Source organism: Mesorhizobium sp. KR2-14, from assembly GCF_040049255.1.
GTDB lineage: Bacteria > Pseudomonadota > Alphaproteobacteria > Rhizobiales > Rhizobiaceae > Pseudaminobacter.
Genome location: NZ_JBDZDR010000011.1, coordinates 60,074 through 76,895, shown reverse-complemented (window position 1 = coordinate 76,895; position 16,822 = coordinate 60,074). Strand labels below are relative to the sequence as shown.

Genomic DNA, 16,822 nt, shown 5'->3' with positions numbered 1-16,822 from the left:
ACAACCACGTGCAGGACGGTCTTTATGTTGCCCTTTCCTCGCAGATCGCGCTGGAACGTCGCCTGAACACGATCGCCGACAACGTTGCGAATGCCTCCACGGTGGGCTTTCGCGCCACTGGCGTGAAATTCGAAGACGTGGTTTCGGGCCTCGGGCAGAAGTCGGTTGCCTTTGTCTCCTCCGGCGACACCTATCTTTCGACGGCGTCAGGCGCGCTTCGGCAAACCGGCAATCCGCTCGACTTTGCCATCAAGGGGGATGCCTGGTTCGGTATCGACACCCCGGCCGGCATCGTCATGACCCGGGACGGTCGTTTCACCATGCAGGAAGACGGGCAGCTTGTTACGGTCGAAGGCTACCCTGTGCTGGATGCGGGCGGTGCGCCGATCCAGCTTGATCCGCGCAACGGCACGCCGGAAGCAGGCGCGGACGGCATGTTGCGCCAGGGTGGTCAGCCAGTTGGCGCCCTCGGCCTTTTCACCTTCGATCCGGGCGTGAATTTCACCCGCTTCGCTAATTCCGGGATCATACCCAATGGCGCGCCGCAGCCCGTGGTCGACCGCATCGACGTGAGCGTCGTCCAGGGTTACGTGGAGGAATCCAACGTCAACCCCATCCTGGAAATGACGAGGTTGATCAGCGTGCAGCGCGCCTTCGAAAACACTGCGGCTCTCATGCGGAGTTCGGAACAGACCTTCTCCGAGGCGGTCAAGACGCTCGGATCGAAGTAAGCGCAGACGCTTATGTCGAGCATCACGCCGGTTGCGGTCAACTCCGAACAGCCCGTTTGCCATCCCGGCGACAACAGGCTGACGATGCTGGAGCGCGCGTTTCGCCGCTTCGCCGACGAACGCACGATCGTGAAGCGCGGCGGACGGGTCACTGAGGTTTCGCCGACGCATTACCGCGTGTGCGGTCTTTCCGCCACGGCAAGGCTCGGCGACATCGTGGAGCACCGAGGCAACACCGGAACGAGACATGGCGAGATCGTGCAGATCGGGTCCGACGAGGTTCTGATCGCGCCCTTCGAACGGACCGCCGACGCCGGCGTCGGTGACCTGGTCTTCAACCGAGGCCCCTTCACAGTTGCACCTCACGTCTCCTGGCGTGGACGCGTGATAGACGCCCTCGGCCGCCCGATCGACGCTGGACCAGCGCTGCTGCACGGCGACTTTCGCGCGGCAGGCGATGCCGCCCCGCCCGCCGCCCTTGCGCGCCAGCGCGTAGGAACCGCCTTCCTGACCGGCGTTCGCATCATCGATATCTTTACGCCGATCTGTTTTGGCCAGCGGCTCGGCATTTTCGCGGGATCGGGCGTGGGAAAGTCCACACTGCTCGCCATGCTTGCGAAAGCCGCTAGCTTCGACACGGTCGTCGTGGCCTTGGTGGGCGAGCGCGGCCGAGAGGTTCGCGAATTCCTGGAAGACACGCTTGGCGAGAGCGGCATGGCCAAGACGGTCGCCGTGGTGGCGACCAGCGACGAAAGCGCCATGATGCGCCGGCGCGCACCGGACACCGCCATGCGGATCGCCGAGCATTTTTCCGAGATGGGCGACCGTGTTCTGCTCGTGCTGGATTCCATCACCCGCTTTGCCCATGCGCTTCGCGAAGTGGCGATCGGCACTGGCGAACCGCCCATCGCGCGTGGCTATCCTGCATCCGTGTTCACCGATTTGCCCAAGCTGCTTGAGCGCGCCGGCCCCGGGGTCGAAGGTTCCGGCTCGGTCACTGCGATTATCTCGGTGCTGGTGGACGGCGACGACCACAACGACCCGGTGGCGGACTCCGTGCGCGGCATTCTGGACGGCCACATCGTTCTGGATCGAGCCATTGTCGAGCAAGGACGCTACCCGGCGGTCAATCCGTTGTCCTCGATATCGCGCCTTGCCGGCAAGGTCTGGAGCGACGACGAGCGAGCATTGGTGTCTCGCCTGAAGTCGATGATTTCCCGGTTCGAGGACACGCGCGACATTCGCCTCTTGGGCGCCTACCAGCCCGGCGCTGACCCCGAGTTGGACATGGCCGTTCGCCAGGTGCCCCTCGTCTACGAGGTTCTGACGCAGTCGCCAGCCGACCCGCCATCGATAGATCCGCTCGCCGATCTGGCCGGCCATCTCCGAGCAAAGGACAAGCCCCATGCAGCCCAGTGAAATTGAGCAGACCCTTGAGGTGATGCTTGAGGCGGAAAAGGCGGCGAAGAAGCAGCGGCGCCTGCAGCGGTGGGTGCAGCTTCGCAAGCGCACCGCCGACGCACTCAAAGGTTCGATGCGGTCGTCCAGCCGCCGCAGCGACATGGTTGTTGCGGGCCTCGGCATAACACTCGGCCTCGTTTGCGCGATGTTTCCCTGGTATATTTTCTTCAATCCGGAGAAGTTCGGCGTTGAAGCACTGAGGTTTGACCACGAAGGTCGGTCAAGCGTTTCGCGCCCGCTGGCGCTCACCTCGCGCTTTTTGCTTCCCAGCGAGCAAATTGCCGAGGAAGACGGCGCTGAAGGAAAGCTGGACCCGTTCACCACCAGTACGCTTGCAGACGAGCAAGACAAGAAGGCGCCGGTTCGCGAACAGCCCTTCCCGACTGTAGACACTCCTTACCGTCTGCTGCACGTCGCCAATGGCCGCGGGCTGATTGAAGACGATACAGGCCTTTGGGTGGTGCAGACAGGCTCCCTGTTGCCCGACAGCAGCCGCGTGGCCGCCATAGAGCAGCGCGGCGGGACATGGGTTTTGCTCACCGACCGGGAGAGAGCGATCACGCTTACCCGGTAGGGCGGGCGCAAGGCCCGCGCAAGACTGGCTGCCTAGAGTCTGGAAATCTGCCCGGAGACTCCAATGCAGCCTGTCAATCTGTTCAAACTTGCCTCGCAGCAATCCCAGTGGCTGGCCGTTCGCCAGTCGGCCATCGCCGGCAACATCGCGAATGTGAACACGCCCGGCTACGGCACCGCCGAGATCGAGCCCTTCGAAAAGGTTCTCGACAACAAGCGCGTCACGCTGCGTGCAACCCAGCAAGGCCATTTCGGCGCTGGCGTCACCAACGCCGGCTTCGACGTACGCAACGAAAATGGCAAGAACTCGGTATTGCCGTCCGAAAACACGGTCGTGCTCGAGAATGAGCTGATGAAGGCTGGCGAGGTCCGTCGCAGCTACGAACTCAACACTGCAATCGTCAAGGCGTTCCATCGCATGACGATGCTCAGCGTGAAGAGCTGACGCCATGGATGCACTGTCAGCCACTCTCAAGGTTGCGGCTTCCGGCCTGACCGCCCAGTCGGAACGCCTGCGGATCGTTTCGGAAAACCTCGCCAACGCCCAGTCGACCGGCGAAACCCCTGGCTCCGATCCCTATCAGAGAAAAACCATCGTCTTCTCGGCCGAGCTCGATCGTTCTGTCGGTGCCTCGACCGTCAATGTGGCCTCCATCGACCGCGACCGGTCGGCATATCCGCTGGAATTCTCGCCGGGCCACGAGGCGGCGAACGAGAACGGCTACGTCAAGATGCCGAACGTCAATGTGCTCGTTGAAATGGCGGACATGACCGAGGCGAACCGCTCCTATGAGGCCAATCTTCAAGTCGTCAAACAGGCGCGCGACCTCATCTCCATGACCATCGATCTTATGAGAGGCTAACCATGATCAGCGGCATCGCGCCGATCAATTCCCTGTCGAAGGGTTCTGACGGTTTCGCAACCATGTCGTCGACCGGCGCGGCGTCGGCTGGCGTCAATCCGGGTCAATCCTTTGCAGCGATGGTTTCTGAAACCGCTAATCGAACCATCGACACGCTGCAGGCCGCCGAGCAGGTTTCCATCAAGGCTCTGCAGGGCGACGCCGATGCCCGCCAGGTGGCGGATGCCGTGATGAATGCGGAGCAGTCGCTGCAGGCGGCTGTCGCCATCCGCGACAAGATCGTCACCGCCTATCTTGAAATCAGCCGCATGGCGATCTGAGAGGGAACACGACAATGAAAGCCCTGGCCATCGCCGCAACCGGCATGAACGCGCAGCAGACCAATCTCGAGGTCATCGCCAACAACATCGCCAACATCAACACCACCGGCTACAAGCGCGCGCGTGCCGAATTCACGGACCTTCTGTACCAGGTCGACCGCCTGCAGGGCGTGCCGAACCGCGCCAATGCCAATGTCATACCGGAAGGCGTTTCGATCGGCCTGGGCGTGAAGACGGCCGCCGTGCGCAACGTGCACATCCAGGGCTCGCTGACCAGCACCGGCAACTCGCTCGACCTCGCGCTGACCGGCAAGGGCTGGTTCCAGATCGAAGGTGCGGACGGTCAGACTCTCTACACCCGTGCCGGCGCGTTCAACACCAACGGCACCGGCCAACTCGTCACCGTCGACGGGTTCTCGGTGATACCGGCAATAACGGTTCCGCAGGACGCGGTGGAAGTGATCGTCAACAAGAGCGGCCAGGTCTTCGCACGCCGCGAAGACCAGATGGAGCTTGAGCTTCTGGGCCAGTTGACGCTCGCCACATTCGCCAACGAGGCAGGCCTCGCACCGCTCGGCGACAATCTATTCCAGGAAACCCTTGCCTCGGGCCCTGCGACTGAAGGTGTGCCCGGCGATCCCGGCTTTGCCGCGATCCAGCAAGGCTACCTGGAAAGCTCGAATGTCGACCCGGTCAAGGAGATTACCGAGCTGATCTCGGCGCAGCGCGCTTATGAAATGAACTCGAAGGTCATCCAGGCCGCCGATGAAATGGCCGCCGTCGTCTCCAAGAACATCAGGTAAGCAGCCATGGCGCCGCGCATCTCTTGTAGCCTCGTTGTCGCGGTCGCCGCTGGCGCGGCGCTGTTTGCGGGAGCCGCGGCGGCATTTGGCCAGGAAACCGTGGCGACCACCAACCGCGTCATCTATCCGGGCGAGACAATCCCGCTTGACGCGCTGAAGGAAGTGACCCTGCGCCAGGGCAAGGTGCCCCCTGCCTCGGTTGCCCTGTCGACATCGGACCTGGAAGGCAAGGTCGCGCGGCGCACCCTGCTGCCCGGCCGATATGTGGCCTTGAGCTCAGTGCGCGACGCATGGCTCGTGGAACGGGGCGCGGCGGTTCAGCTCACTTTCGTTTCCGGGCCGCTGACAATTTCAACCGCTGCGGTGACCCTTGAGCCCGGCGGCTCTGGCGACCTGATCAAGGTTCGCAACGTAGACAGCGGCAAGGTTCTGACCGGCACCGTCATGGGCGACGGATCGGTTCGGGTGGGCGATCTATGATTCGAATTCTGGCATTGGCAATGGCGATGCTGACCGGGCTTCAACCCGCGCTCGCCGACGGTCCCGACGGACGCTTCCTGGGCTCGAACGGGGCGCTGGCTTCCGAAGGCCGCTACGCCGACAGCCGCATTCCCGGCGCCGGTGGCCCTATTTCGCGCATCAAGGACATTGCCCAGCTTCAAAGTTCTCGCGACAACCAGCTGATCGGCTATGGCCTGGTCATCGGCCTGCAGGGCTCGGGCGACAGCCTGCGCAATGCGCCTTTCACCGAGCAGTCCATGGCCGCCATGCTCGAAAATCTTGGCATCGCCAGCGAAGGCGGCAGGACACGCACGAAAAACGTCGCCGCCGTCATTGTGACAGCCAACATGCCGCCATTCGTGCAGTCGGGGGCGCGCATCGACGTGACCGTCTCGTCGATGGGCGATGCCACTTCGCTTGCCGGCGGCACGCTCGTCATGACGCCGCTGAAGGCTGCCGACGGCGAAATCTACGCCGTGGCGCAGGGTCAGGTCTTCGTTGCCGGCTTTGATGCCCAAGGGCAGGCCGAACGGGTCACGCAAGGTACACCCACCGCCGGCCGCATTCCCAATGGCGCCATCATAGAGCGCCAAGTGCAGGCGGCGCTGGGCGAGCAGGCAGTGCTCACCCTCCAGCTTCACAATGCCGACTATTCGACGGCGGTGCGCGTGGCTGACGTGATCAACGAGTATTCGCGCGCACGCTTCGGCAGCCGCGTTGCCACGGAACAGGACGCCCGATCGGTCGTCATTCGTCGTCCGAAGGGAATATCGACCGCCCGATTCTATGCCGAACTGGAAAATCTCGTGGTCGAAACGGACATGCCCGCCCGCGTTGTCGTGGACGAGCGCACCGGCACCATCGTGATCGGGCAGGACGTGCGGATCTCGCGCGTGGCCGTCAGCCACGGCACGCTGACGGTGCGGATCACGGAAACGCCTCGGGTCGTCCAGCCGGATCCGTTCTCGCGCGGCGTGACCGCGGTCGAGCCTTCGACGAATATCGAAGTCGATCAGCCCAACGCCAAGGTCGCGATCCTTGACGGTCCCAGCCTCGACCAGCTGGTCGCCGGCCTGAACCGACTGGGCGTGAAGCCGGCTGGCATCATCGCGATCCTTCAGGGCATCAAGTCTACGGGCGCCCTGCAGGCCGACCTCGTGCTGCAATAAGGACTGACTATGAGCGTCCTGCCCGCATTTTCGATTTCCGCAAGGAGGCGCCGGCTGCTGGCTGCCGGCGCGCTTGCCACACTGCTGGCGGTTCCGGCCATCGCCATTGCCGAGACAACCGCCGAAACGGCGACTGGCGCCGACGAACCGCAGCCTACCGAGATCGAGCGCTTCTGCTCCAATATCACCGACGCCGCCCGCGACCGTCGCTATGCGCTGCAGACCCAGGAACTGGAAGCCCTGCGCAAGGACATCGACGAGCGGATGAAGCTGCTTGAGGATAAGCGCGCGGAATATGAGGAGTGGCTGAAGCGCCGCGACGATTTCCTGTCCAAGACCGAGGACAACGTCGCCAAGATCTACTCCACGATGAAGCCGGACGCCGCAGCGGAGCGACTTGCCGCTGTGGATGCGCTGGTCGCCGCAGGCATCCTCATGAAGCTCGATTCGCGCAAGGCGGGCGTCATCCTCAACGAGATGGAGCGCGACGCCGCTGCCGAACTGACGCGCATAATGGCACTCGCCGCACGCAAGGAAGACCCGACATGAAACGCTATTGCCTCCTAGCGCTGGCTGCCTTGGCGGTTTCCGGATGCACTACCCCCAGGGAAGAGATCGGCCGGGAGCCGGCGCTTTCGCCGGTCGGCGCGGGCCTGGCCCAGTCGCCCGCCGTCTACAACTATCCCGACCAGCCAGCCCAGCCGGTGAAGAAGTTCTCGCTGTGGGACGACCGCCAGCGCCGCCTGTTCACCGATGCGCGCGCGATAATGCCCGGCGACATTCTGACCGTGAGGATCGAGATCAACGATCGCGCGCGATTCAAGAACGAGTCCGACCGCGACCGCAAGGTGGCGCGCGGCCTGGGCCTCGGCATGGATTTCGGCTGGAACGGCACCAAGCAGGGCGGCTCGTTCAATGCCGATGTCGGCTCGAACACCTCGACGAAGGGATCGGGGAAGACCGAGCGCTCGGAAAATATCCAGCTTTCGGTGGCGGCAGTGGTGAGCGACGTGCTGCCCAACGGCAACCTGATCATCAACGGCTCGCAGGAAGTGCGCGTCAATGCCGAGCTGCGCATCCTGACGATCGCCGGTATCGTGCGCCCGGAGGATATCGGCCCGAACAACACGATTTCCTATGAGCGCATCGCCGAGGCACGCATTTCCTATGGCGGCCGCGGCAGACTGACCGAGGTGCAGCAGCCGCCATATGGCCAGCAGATCCTCGACAACGTCCTTCCGTTCTAGGCGGGAAGCGGACCAGAATGTCTATCATCGAGCAATTCTCGCCTCAGCCGAAAACGCCGTCGCTGCCGCTTCAGGCAGGTGTCCTGGCCGCCGTGACCGTGGCCGCGATCGCGTTGGGGTGGTTTGCGGGACAATATCTGAACCGTAGCAGCGCCGAAGCCGCAGCTGCGGTGGAAACCCAGGATGCCGCCGCAGAGCAGGACCAGCTCCGTGGAACCGAAATCCAGCTGGAAGCCATCACCACCAACCTGGCGGTGCCGAACACCATGTGGGTGCGCCTGGAGGCCTCCATCGTGCTCGACCAGCCGCCCTCCCCGACCCTTGCCGACGAGATTCACCAGGACCTCCTCGCCTATATGCGCACCGTGAAGGTCTATCAGATCGAAGGCGCCAGCGGCTTCCGCAACCTGAAGGCCGATCTCGAGGAGCGGGCCAGGATTCGCAGCAGCGGCCACGTCAAACAGGTACTTATCCGGACGCTGCTCTTCGAATGAAAAAACTTCTCATCTCCGGCACCGCCCTGATCGCAACGGTCACGGCCGCCAGCGCGCAGCAGTTCGACCTCGGGGCGATCAGCCAGGCCGACGGCGCCACGGTCGGCTACATCATCCAGATGTTCGGCCTCCTGACCGTGCTGTCGGTCGCGCCGGGCCTGCTCATCATGGTGACCAGCTTCACCCGCTTCGTCATCGCCTTCTCCATCCTGCGCGCCGGCATGGGCCTGCAATCCACCCCGGCCAACCTGATTCTGATCAGCCTATCCCTGTTCATGACCTTCTACGTCATGGCGCCGACTTTCGATCAGGCGTGGAACAACGGCGTCAGGCCGCTGATGAACAACGAGATCAGCCAGCAGCAGGCGCTGGAGCGCATTTCCGACCCGTTCCGGGATTTCATGGCCAAGCATGTGCGCGACAAGGATTTTGACCTTTTCGCCGACCTTGCGCGTGAACAGGGCCAGACCATCTCGCGCGAAAATGTCGATCTGCGCGTGCTGGTTCCGGCCTTCATGATTTCCGAGATCCGCCGCGGTTTCGAGATCGGCTTCCTGATCGTGCTGCCCTTCCTGGTCATCGACCTGATCGTGGCCACAATCACCATGGCCATGGGCATGATGATGCTGCCGCCCACCGTGGTGTCGTTGCCCTTCAAGCTGCTGTTCTTTGTTCTCATCGACGGATGGAATCTGCTGGTCGGCAGCCTTGTGCGATCATTCAGCTAATTTGCTGGTGCCCGTTAGCAGTTTGGTAGGAACTGCCCGGCCATAAAGACATTCATACAGGGAGGGTGGTTTCAACCGAGACCACAGGCATGAAGCCGCTCCGTCCTGGCCGGTAGAAGACCGGCATGTCCCTTTCAGAAAATCCTTACATAACGGGGCAATACATATGAGCAGCCTTCTCACCAATGCGTCCGCAATGACCGCTCTGCAGACGCTGTCGAGCACCAACAAGAACCTCGCCACCACCCAGAACCGCATCTCGACCGGCCTGCGCGTTGCCGAAGCTTCCGACAACGCCGCCTACTGGTCGATCGCGACCTCAATGAAATCTGATAACAAGGCCAACTCCACCGTTCAGGACGCCCTCGGCCTCGGAGCTGGCAAGGTTGATACGGCGTACTCTGCGATTAACAAGGTAAAAGACTCTGTTGATCAGATCAAAGAGAAGCTTGTATCGGCGATCGGCGCGAGCGCGGATGACAAAGCAAAGATTGAAGCCGAAGTAAAATCCATTGTTGCCAACATCAAGTCGGCGATTAACAACGCCAACTACGCCGGATCAAACCTCCTGAAGTCCCCTTCAGCAGATTTGGAAATAGTCTCGTCATACAACAGAACCGGGACGACCGTTTCCTTTGATATGATCACTGTAGACAAGGATGAGACCGACGCTGAAGCTATGGTGGACACCATCATAACCGATGGGTTCTTTGCCGCGGCAATGACTGATGACGTTATCGCTGGCGCGTTGGATGCGACCACCGGTGCCCGCACGGGTGGTCTTCTCGATGACGTTGAAGCAGCTTTGGCAGACCTCATCCAGGGTGCAGCCACGCTTGGCGCAGCAAAGTCGCAGATCGACAGCCAGAAAAGCTTCTTGGTGGGTCTTCAGGACTCGATCGACCGCGGCGTTGGCCAGCTCGTCGACGCCGACATGAACAAGGAATCGACCCGCCTTGCGGCTCTGCAGGTCCAGCAGCAGCTGGGCATCCAGGCGCTGTCGATCGCCAACGGCAACAGCCAGTCGATCCTGTCTCTGTTCCGCTAAGACCGGTTTCCGTCACAAGCTGACGGACAGCCAAGGGCTGCGCTTCCCCGGAAGCGCGGCCCGATTTCATTTTCGCACAAGCTTCGACCTCTACTGTTCCGGCGGACAGTCATGCAGGAGCCGTCGAACCGTGCCGCAACAGCTTCAGACCATCATCGAGAACCTGCAGAGTTTCGGCCCGCGCCGGCTGGGCATCATGGCAGGCGTGGCGGCGCTGGTGCTCGCCGTCATCGGCATCGGCGCCTTCTATCTGAACCGCCCGGCATACGAGACGCTCTATGTCGGCCTCGAGCGCTCCGACGTCACGCAGATGGGCCTGGCGCTCAGCGAAGCGGGCATTGGCTTCGACGTCGGCTCGGACGGCACCTCGGTTCTGGTACCGGTGGGCAAGACTGCGGACGCCCGCATGCTGCTGGCTGAAAAAGGCCTGCCGACCTCCACCAATGCCGGCTACGAACTGTTCGACAATGTCGGCTCGCTGGGCCTCACCTCCTTCATGCAGCAGATCACCCGCGTGCGGGCGCTGGAAGGCGAAATCGCGCGCACCATCCAGTCGATCAACGGCATTCGCGCGGCGCGCGTCCACATCGTGATGCCCGAGCGCGCCAATTTCCGCCGCGAAGAGCAGCCGCCTTCCGCCTCGGTCGTCATCCGCGCATCCGGCGGCATCGATGCTGTCAAGAGCGCCATGTCGATCCGCCACCTCGTCTCCGCCGCCGTGCCCGGCCTCAGCGCCGAGAAGGTGACCGTGCTCGATTCCGCCGGCACGCTGCTTGCCGCCGGCGACGACCCGATCAACTCCAGCGCCAGCCGCTCGCTCGGCGTCGAGCGCACTGTCGAGATGCAGATCGAGGAGAACATCCGCCGCGCGCTGACGCCTTATCTCGGGCCCGACAATTTCCGGGCCAGCGTCAAAGCCGATGTGAACACCGATTCCAAGCAGACCGAAGAGACGATCTTCGACCCCGAATCCCGCGTCGAGCGCTCGGTGCAGGTCGTTCGCTCCAACGAGAACGCCAACCGTCGCGACGCGGCTGCGCCGGCCACGGTGGAGCAGAACCTGCCGGAAGCGAACCTCGGCACCGTGGAAGGTCCGCAATCGTCTGAACAGAGCGAGCGCAAGGAAGAGACCACCAACTACGAGATCAACTCCAAGCGCATCGCAACCGTCAGCAATGGCTACACGGTGACGAAGATGTCGATCGCCGTCGTGGTCAACCAGCAGCGGCTGGCCGAGATCCTCGGTGAGGGTGCCACGCCCGAAATGATCACCGCCCGCGTCGCCGAGATCGAGAAGGTCGTCGCTTCCGCCACCGGCCTCGACCAGGCCCGCGGCGACATCATCATCGTCTCTTCCGTCGAGTTCATCGACGGCCTCGACGGCGTGCAGATCGCCCAGCCCGGCATGCTGGACACGCTCAGCCAGCATCTGGGCACGATCATCAACGCGGCCGCCTTCGTCATCGTCGCATTCCTCGTCGCTTATTTCGGCCTGCGTCCGATGATGGCGAGCCTCAACCAGTCTGAGGAACTGCCGGCTCCGAGCTTCGAGGACATCCAGCGCACGCTGCCGACGCCCGACTTCGCCTTCGACGAAACCGGCGACAGCGGCGCACTGCCGCTGCCCCCGCGCAACAGCCCGCTGGATGAACTTCGCCGCAAGCTCAAGCCCGCGCCGCAGGAACGCCTCGCCCGTATGGTCGACCTGAATGAGGAACGCACCGCGCTCATCCTGCGCAAGTGGGCGCATCAGGAAGCCGCCGGCTGATGTCTGCAATCGCCCTTTTCGATATCCTCCAGGATTTCGGCAAACGCCCGCCCCGCGCGGGCGATGCCGCGCCCATGCGCTCATTCTTCGAAACGCCGGAAGACGAAATCGCCCAGGCGCAAGGCGCGCCCGACATGTCCGAGCTGATAGCGGCAGAGGTAGCCCGCGCCGAAGCCGAGTTGAGCGAACGGCTGGAACAGGAGCACGCCTCCGCGCTGGCAGCAGAACGCGAACAGCACGCCGCCGAGATGGAGGCGTTGACGCGACGGCTTGGCGAAGAGGCTGCAATCGCGATCGCTGCCCGGATGGCAGAACTGGAAGAACGCGTAGCAGAACTCGCCACCACCGCAACGGCCCGCATCCTCGGAAACATGCTGAACGAGGATATGCAAAGGCGCTCCATCGAGAGCCTGGCTCGTTCGATCCGGGCCGCCACTGCGGGAGCCACCCGAATACAGGTGAAGGGGCCGCAGGCGCTGTTCGAAGCGCTCAGCGCCGCCGTGCCGGAACTGGCCGCCAGCCTCGATCACGTCGAGGAGCCCAGTTTCGACCTTACAGTGGCAATTGACGAGGACATCTTCGAAACGCGCATTTCGGAATGGTCCACCGCGATGTCGGAGATTCTGTCGTGAACACAGTGGATATCGGCGACGTCAAGCATCAGATCATCATCGTCCGCCGCAACTACGGCGAGGACGAAGAGGGCCATCACGGCGGCGTCTGGAAAATCGCCTTCGCCGACTTCATGACGGCGATGATGTGCTTTTTCCTCGTCATGTGGCTGATCAATGCGGCCGACGAGCACACCAAGGCGGCGGTTGCCAACTATTTCAACCCGGTCAAGCTGATCGACAGGACCTCGGGCGGCAAAGGTATCGAGGAAGAAGGGGACGGCCTCAATGCTGTCGGCCGAACAGCCGAATCCCCGCAGCCAACAGAAGGTCAGGGCGGCATCGATGGCGTCGGCAATTCCGGCCCGTCGACGCAGGAGAATTCTGCCGCCTCGCTGGATGCGACGCAGCACTCCGACGAACACCTGTTTGCGGACCCCTATGCCGTGCTGGCCGAGATTGCGGCAAACTCAGGCATTCGGCAAAACGTCAGCGACAAGGGCGATGGCGGTGCGCAAGAGGCAGGCCCGGCTACCGGCGCGTCGGGTGGCGAATCCTATCGTGATCCGTTTGCTCCGGACTTCTGGTCGCAGCAGGTTGCTACGCCGCTTGCCGAGGCGAGTGCTGAGCGGGCAGCCGGCGAAACCAGCCAACAGGCCGCCGAATTCAAGCCGGCCGAAGACGTTTCGCCGCTTCAGGAACTGACAAAGGCCGAGAACGAAACCCGGCTCGAGGTCAAGGCCGAGGCGACCGAAGCCGAGCCGGCGAAGAAGGATGAGGGCCCGTCGGCAGCCGCGATGCAGGCCGCCCAGGCGCTCTCGCGCGAACTCAATGCCGCCTTCCAGCCGGGAGACAAGCTGCTCGACGGTATCTCTGTTGTGGCTACCGAAGGAGGCGTGACCATCTCCATCACCGACCAGTTCGATTTCGGCATGTTCGAGATCGGCTCGGCCGTTCCGCGTCGCGAACTGGTGATGGCGATGGAGAAGATCGGCAAGGCCCTGAGCGAGCAGAAGGGCAAGATCATCATCAGCGGCCACACCGACGCGCGGCCTTTCAAGGGCGAGAAATACGACAACTGGCGTCTCTCCACCGCCCGTGCGCATTCCGCCTATTACATGCTGGTGCGCGGGGGACTGGATGAAAGCCGCGTCAGGGAGGTGGCGGGCTTCGCCGACCGCAAGCTGAAGGACGAGAGCACGCCGCTTGCGGCAGTCAACCGCCGCATCGAAATACTGCTGGAGACCAGTGAATGAGATTGGCGGCGCGGCTAGGCGGTCTTGTCGGCTTCGCGCTGCTGGCAGCCACTCTGCCCGGCCGGGCAGAGGATGGCACAAGCAGGCTGCAGCCGTTCCAGATGGTCCGTTCCCTGCAGATCGTGCAGGACCGCATCGCCGCGGGCGAACACGCCATCATGCCCATGCAGCGCAAGTTGCTGGAGATCATCGACCGCAGGCTGAATTCGGGCAGCAAGGAGGACTTTTCCGATCCGCGCAACCTGCGCGCCCTGCTGGTCTATGCGATGAGCGGCGGAAACCCGGCGACGATAAGAACCGTTCTGTCGCGGCTTGAACTGGATACGAGCACCGGAGATATCGGCAAGGGCGTGTCCAGCTATCTGAACGGCGAAGTCCTGGAGGCACGCGCCGCCCTTGCGCCGGTCGATCCAATCGCCCTGCCGCCCGACCTCGGCGCCTTTGTGGCGCTGGTGAAAGGATCGGTAATCGCCGTAGACGAGCCCCAGGAAGCGCTGACCCTGTTCGATCAGGCCCGCCTGCTTGCTCCAGGCACGCTGATCGAGGAAGGCGCGCTGCGCCGCTCTGTCGACCTGACCGCCACACTTGGCGATGCCCACCGCTTCACCCTCTCCTCGATCCAATATGTGGAGCGCTATCTGCGCTCGCCTTATGCTAGCCAGTTTGCCGATTCCTTCGTGTCCGGGGTCATTGCGTTGCACGGCTCGCTGGACACCGCGACGGTCGAGGCCATCACATCCATGATGGAGGCCGAGCAGGAGCGTGTGATCTATCTTCGGATCGCCCGGCGTGCCGGCATCGACGGCCTCAAGGAACTCTCTGCCTTCGCTTCGGCCAAGGTCGAACAGGAAGGCAAGGTGGTGGGCAAGAGCGATGATCCGCGCGCCCTGCTCTATTCCAGCCTGGCCTCGATCTCCGCCGGCACCTCCGAAGAGATCAACGCAAAGCTGAGCCGCATCGATCGCAGCAAGTTGTCGCAAAGCGATCGGGAGCTCTATGATGCCGTCGCCTCCGTCGCCACCAAGCTCACCGCCCGCCCCCCGACGCTGAATGAGGAGGCGCCTGCCGATCAGCCAGGCGCTGAGGCTCAGGCAGACGATGCGGACGAGCTCATCATAATCGAGGCTGAAAAGACAACCGGGGAACAACCGCAAACCGCGCAGCCCGAAAGCGTTCAACCCCAGGAGCCTGTGCAGCAGGCAGACAACGCGGTTCCGTCAGAACCGACGGACGAGGTTGTCGCGTCGACGCGCAAGAAACTTGATGAGATCGATAGAATGTTGGGAGGCGTTCAATGACCATAGGCGTCAACCCTGGTGGAGTTGCGGCGACCGCTTCGGTCAAACCGGACGGGATGGGCACGAGAACCCACGACGACAAAGCCGATTTCGGGGCGGAACTCGATGCCCCGAAACACGGCAAGGAGCGACAAAAGGAAACCGCCAGCGTCTCCCGGCAAGAGGGGGAACGGTGGTCGCGTGGCTCACGAATAGGCGCGAAAGCACCTCACCGGGAAGGTCACGCCAATGGCCCCAAAGAAAAGGCGGACATCGAGGCGACCATTGATGGTGCGAATGTCATAAAGGACGCGGGAGCCTCCCTGTCCGCAATGATGGCCGCGCGCGATCTGGCAGAGCGCTCCGGCGGGCGGGAGGCTGGCGCGAAGGCTGCAGGGCCCCATGGGACCACCGCAACAACGGCCGAGCACCGTGCAGCCAGGGCAGTCATCGAAATGCCCGACGGGGGGGAGCATTCCTCCCGCGCCGCTGAAGCCCAGCTCAAGATGCCAGGTAGCGCAGCCGCCGCGCTGTCGCGAGAACTCTTTGTCGTCGACAAGCCGACGACCCCTGCCGCGCAGCGTTCCGAGGCCTCCCTTGGCAAGATGCCGGGCGGGACGGCTCCCGTTGCCTTGTCTTTGGCGCCCGGCAATCAGCCGGCTGACACCGCCACCGACCCCGCGCTCGGTTCGTCCAATCGCGACCTCCTCAAGACGCTGGCGGCGAGCAGTGGCCAGGGTCGCGCTGGGGCCGAAGGCTTTGGCAGGCGGATGGATCAGCGCAGCGAGCGCCCCACCATCGTTGCGCAACAGAACATCCCGGCCCCGGTCGCCCAGCCGAGCACGTCCACGGCTTCGGCGCTGTCCAATCTCATCGCGACCGAGCCCACCTGGCGCGCCGCAGCCACGCAAGCCTTCCAGCCCCTGGCCGCGGCCTCCGGCCTTGCATCCGCGCATACGCTGAAGCTTCAGCTTCATCCTGCCGAGCTTGGCATGGTCACCGCCAATCTGCGCCTCACCGGCGAGCAGCTCACGGTCGAATTGCGGGTCGAGAACGGCGAGGCCTATCGTCGCCTGACCGCGGACAGCGAAAACATAGTCAAATCTCTGCGCGCCATGGGGCTCGACATCGACCAGGTTACCATCCAGCAGCCCCAGGCATCGTCGGCATCCCAAGGGCGCGCCGACGACAACAATGCGGCCGCCGGCTTTGCGGCGCGCGACCAGCAATCCTCCACCTCCGCCCAGTCGGGCGGCAATGGCGGCGGCTCTGGCAAGCAGGCTTCCGCATCCAACACCAGCGATGGGGCCACAGGGTCCAGCAATGCCGCGTCCAATGCTTCGAACCCTGCTAGCGACGGTCTTTATATCTAGCGTGGCGGCATCGTCGGTGGCGGCGGCCGCCGCCGGCAATCCCTGCGAGCCAGAGATCCTGCGCGCCGCGGATCGCTACGGCGTGCCCGTCGGAATACTTTACGCCGTCGGCCTTACGGAAACCGGGCGCAAGGGCAGCCTCCAGCCCAACGCGATGAACATCGAGGGCAAGGCCGTCTTCCCGAAGTCCAGGTCGGATGCCCTCACGGCTTTCAACGCCGCGCGCAGAGATGGTGCGAAACTGATTGATCTCGGCTGCATGCAGATCAATCACCACTATCACGGCCAGCATTTTCGGAGCGTGGACGAGATGCTCGACCCGCACCGCAATGTCGACTACGCCGCGCGTTTCCTGGCGCAATTGCGCGCACGGCACAGCACATGGTCGATGGCGGTCGCACGATATCATGCAGGGCCCGACAACGACCCGGCCCAAAAGCGCTACGTTTGTCGCGTCATCGCCAACATGGTGGCCACCGGTTTCGGCAAATGGACCAGCAATGCGCGGTCCTTTTGCTCGCCATAGTAGCATTCTTGCCTGCACGTTCCGGCAGGATTGAATCGCAAACGCCCTGTTTTGCTGCCCCCGGCAGCTATCG

20 protein-coding genes are annotated in these 16,822 nt (G+C 63.2%); all 20 read left to right on the top strand.

Translation table 11 applies throughout. The features are described from left to right. Positions 1-8: 8 nt before the first annotated feature. The 20 genes from flgF (at position 9) to ABLE86_RS21020 (ending at position 16,749) form a co-directional block, all read left to right on the top strand. Positions 9-731 carry a flagellar basal-body rod protein FlgF gene (gene flgF, locus ABLE86_RS21115; RefSeq protein ID WP_348780958.1) on the top strand — a complete coding sequence of 241 codons (723 nt, stop codon included), beginning with the start codon at positions 9-11 and terminating at the stop codon, positions 729-731. A gap of 12 nt (positions 732-743) precedes the next feature. Further along, the gene (gene fliI, locus ABLE86_RS21110; RefSeq protein WP_348780957.1) at positions 744-2,150 is read left to right on the top strand and encodes a flagellar protein export ATPase FliI; all 1,407 of its coding nucleotides are present in this window, start codon (positions 744-746) and stop codon (positions 2,148-2,150) included. Then, entirely contained in the window at positions 2,137-2,766 is a 630-nt protein-coding gene (locus tag ABLE86_RS21105) for a hypothetical protein (protein ID WP_348780956.1), read from the top strand. Before fliI ends, ABLE86_RS21105 begins: the two co-directional genes overlap by 14 nt. A gap of 63 nt (positions 2,767-2,829) precedes the next feature. Continuing rightward, on the top strand, positions 2,830-3,210 hold the full coding sequence (gene flgB, locus ABLE86_RS21100) for a flagellar basal body rod protein FlgB (protein ID WP_348780955.1): 381 nt from the start codon (positions 2,830-2,832) through the stop codon (positions 3,208-3,210). A 4-nt stretch (positions 3,211-3,214) separates the two neighbouring features. Further along, on the top strand, positions 3,215-3,628 hold the full coding sequence (gene flgC, locus ABLE86_RS21095) for a flagellar basal body rod protein FlgC (protein ID WP_348780954.1): 414 nt from the start codon (positions 3,215-3,217) through the stop codon (positions 3,626-3,628). Between the two features lie 62 nt (positions 3,629-3,690). Next, on the top strand, positions 3,691-3,948 hold the full coding sequence (locus ABLE86_RS21090) for a flagellar hook-basal body complex protein FliE (protein ID WP_348780992.1): 258 nt from the start codon (positions 3,691-3,693) through the stop codon (positions 3,946-3,948). Between the two features lie 14 nt (positions 3,949-3,962). Next, positions 3,963-4,751 carry a flagellar basal-body rod protein FlgG gene (gene flgG / locus ABLE86_RS21085; protein WP_348780953.1) on the top strand — a complete coding sequence of 263 codons (789 nt, stop codon included), beginning with the start codon at positions 3,963-3,965 and terminating at the stop codon, positions 4,749-4,751. Between the two features lie 6 nt (positions 4,752-4,757). After that, positions 4,758-5,231, top strand: coding sequence for a flagellar basal body P-ring formation chaperone FlgA (gene flgA / locus ABLE86_RS21080; protein ID WP_348780952.1), 474 nt, complete (start codon positions 4,758-4,760; stop codon positions 5,229-5,231). After that, entirely contained in the window at positions 5,228-6,421 is a 1,194-nt protein-coding gene (locus tag ABLE86_RS21075; protein ID WP_348780951.1) for a flagellar basal body P-ring protein FlgI, read from the top strand. Before flgA ends, ABLE86_RS21075 begins: the two co-directional genes overlap by 4 nt. 9 nt (positions 6,422-6,430) lie before the next feature. Next, positions 6,431-6,970 carry a MotE family protein gene (locus ABLE86_RS21070; protein WP_348780950.1) on the top strand — a complete coding sequence of 180 codons (540 nt, stop codon included), beginning with the start codon at positions 6,431-6,433 and terminating at the stop codon, positions 6,968-6,970. Continuing rightward, positions 6,967-7,668, top strand: a complete 702-nt coding sequence (gene flgH / locus ABLE86_RS21065) for a flagellar basal body L-ring protein FlgH (RefSeq protein ID WP_348780949.1) — start codon at positions 6,967-6,969, stop codon at positions 7,666-7,668. Before ABLE86_RS21070 ends, flgH begins: the two co-directional genes overlap by 4 nt. A gap of 17 nt (positions 7,669-7,685) precedes the next feature. Continuing rightward, on the top strand, positions 7,686-8,162 hold the full coding sequence (locus ABLE86_RS21060; RefSeq protein WP_348780948.1) for a flagellar basal body-associated FliL family protein: 477 nt from the start codon (positions 7,686-7,688) through the stop codon (positions 8,160-8,162). Beyond that, positions 8,159-8,890: a flagellar type III secretion system pore protein FliP gene (gene fliP, locus ABLE86_RS21055; RefSeq protein WP_348780947.1), complete on the top strand. Its 732-nt coding sequence runs from the start codon at positions 8,159-8,161 to the stop codon at positions 8,888-8,890. The genes ABLE86_RS21060 and fliP overlap by 4 nt, the downstream gene beginning before the upstream one ends. Before the next feature lie 166 nt (positions 8,891-9,056). Next, positions 9,057-9,938 carry a flagellin gene (locus tag ABLE86_RS21050; protein WP_348780946.1) on the top strand — a complete coding sequence of 294 codons (882 nt, stop codon included), beginning with the start codon at positions 9,057-9,059 and terminating at the stop codon, positions 9,936-9,938. Between the two features lie 130 nt (positions 9,939-10,068). Further along, on the top strand, positions 10,069-11,706 hold the full coding sequence (fliF, locus tag ABLE86_RS21045) for a flagellar basal-body MS-ring/collar protein FliF (protein ID WP_348780945.1): 1,638 nt from the start codon (positions 10,069-10,071) through the stop codon (positions 11,704-11,706). Continuing rightward, complete coding sequence (locus tag ABLE86_RS21040) at positions 11,706-12,338, top strand: hypothetical protein (protein ID WP_348780944.1); 633 nt, start codon at positions 11,706-11,708, stop codon at positions 12,336-12,338. Before fliF ends, ABLE86_RS21040 begins: the two co-directional genes overlap by 1 nt. After that, positions 12,335-13,573: a MotB family protein gene (locus ABLE86_RS21035; RefSeq protein WP_348780943.1), complete on the top strand. Its 1,239-nt coding sequence runs from the start codon at positions 12,335-12,337 to the stop codon at positions 13,571-13,573. The genes ABLE86_RS21040 and ABLE86_RS21035 overlap by 4 nt, the downstream gene beginning before the upstream one ends. Continuing rightward, on the top strand, positions 13,570-14,871 hold the full coding sequence (locus ABLE86_RS21030; protein WP_348780942.1) for a chemotaxis protein MotC: 1,302 nt from the start codon (positions 13,570-13,572) through the stop codon (positions 14,869-14,871). The genes ABLE86_RS21035 and ABLE86_RS21030 overlap by 4 nt, the downstream gene beginning before the upstream one ends. Beyond that, positions 14,868-16,223: a flagellar hook-length control protein FliK gene (locus ABLE86_RS21025; protein WP_348780941.1), complete on the top strand. Its 1,356-nt coding sequence runs from the start codon at positions 14,868-14,870 to the stop codon at positions 16,221-16,223. The genes ABLE86_RS21030 and ABLE86_RS21025 overlap by 4 nt, the downstream gene beginning before the upstream one ends. After that, on the top strand, positions 16,186-16,749 hold the full coding sequence (locus ABLE86_RS21020) for a lytic transglycosylase domain-containing protein (RefSeq protein ID WP_348780940.1): 564 nt from the start codon (positions 16,186-16,188) through the stop codon (positions 16,747-16,749). Before ABLE86_RS21025 ends, ABLE86_RS21020 begins: the two co-directional genes overlap by 38 nt. Positions 16,750-16,822: the final 73 nt, after the last annotated feature.

Coding starts and splice junctions, on each gene's coding strand:
- fliI (WP_348780957.1), top strand. CDS start 744: ATGTCGAGCATCACGCCGGTTGCGGTCAACTCCGAACAGCCCGTTTGC.
- ABLE86_RS21105 (WP_348780956.1), top strand. CDS start 2,137: ATGCAGCCCAGTGAAATTGAGCAGACCCTTGAGGTGATGCTTGAGGCG.
- flgB (WP_348780955.1), top strand. CDS start 2,830: ATGCAGCCTGTCAATCTGTTCAAACTTGCCTCGCAGCAATCCCAGTGG.
- flgC (WP_348780954.1), top strand. CDS start 3,215: ATGGATGCACTGTCAGCCACTCTCAAGGTTGCGGCTTCCGGCCTGACC.
- ABLE86_RS21090 (WP_348780992.1), top strand. CDS start 3,691: ATGTCGTCGACCGGCGCGGCGTCGGCTGGCGTCAATCCGGGTCAATCC.
- flgG (WP_348780953.1), top strand. CDS start 3,963: ATGAAAGCCCTGGCCATCGCCGCAACCGGCATGAACGCGCAGCAGACC.
- flgA (WP_348780952.1), top strand. CDS start 4,758: ATGGCGCCGCGCATCTCTTGTAGCCTCGTTGTCGCGGTCGCCGCTGGC.
- ABLE86_RS21075 (WP_348780951.1), top strand. CDS start 5,228: ATGATTCGAATTCTGGCATTGGCAATGGCGATGCTGACCGGGCTTCAA.
- ABLE86_RS21070 (WP_348780950.1), top strand. CDS start 6,431: ATGAGCGTCCTGCCCGCATTTTCGATTTCCGCAAGGAGGCGCCGGCTG.
- flgH (WP_348780949.1), top strand. CDS start 6,967: ATGAAACGCTATTGCCTCCTAGCGCTGGCTGCCTTGGCGGTTTCCGGA.
- ABLE86_RS21060 (WP_348780948.1), top strand. CDS start 7,686: ATGTCTATCATCGAGCAATTCTCGCCTCAGCCGAAAACGCCGTCGCTG.
- fliP (WP_348780947.1), top strand. CDS start 8,159: ATGAAAAAACTTCTCATCTCCGGCACCGCCCTGATCGCAACGGTCACG.
- ABLE86_RS21050 (WP_348780946.1), top strand. CDS start 9,057: ATGAGCAGCCTTCTCACCAATGCGTCCGCAATGACCGCTCTGCAGACG.
- ABLE86_RS21040 (WP_348780944.1), top strand. CDS start 11,706: ATGTCTGCAATCGCCCTTTTCGATATCCTCCAGGATTTCGGCAAACGC.
- ABLE86_RS21030 (WP_348780942.1), top strand. CDS start 13,570: ATGAGATTGGCGGCGCGGCTAGGCGGTCTTGTCGGCTTCGCGCTGCTG.
- ABLE86_RS21025 (WP_348780941.1), top strand. CDS start 14,868: ATGACCATAGGCGTCAACCCTGGTGGAGTTGCGGCGACCGCTTCGGTC.
- ABLE86_RS21020 (WP_348780940.1), top strand. CDS start 16,186: ATGCTTCGAACCCTGCTAGCGACGGTCTTTATATCTAGCGTGGCGGCA.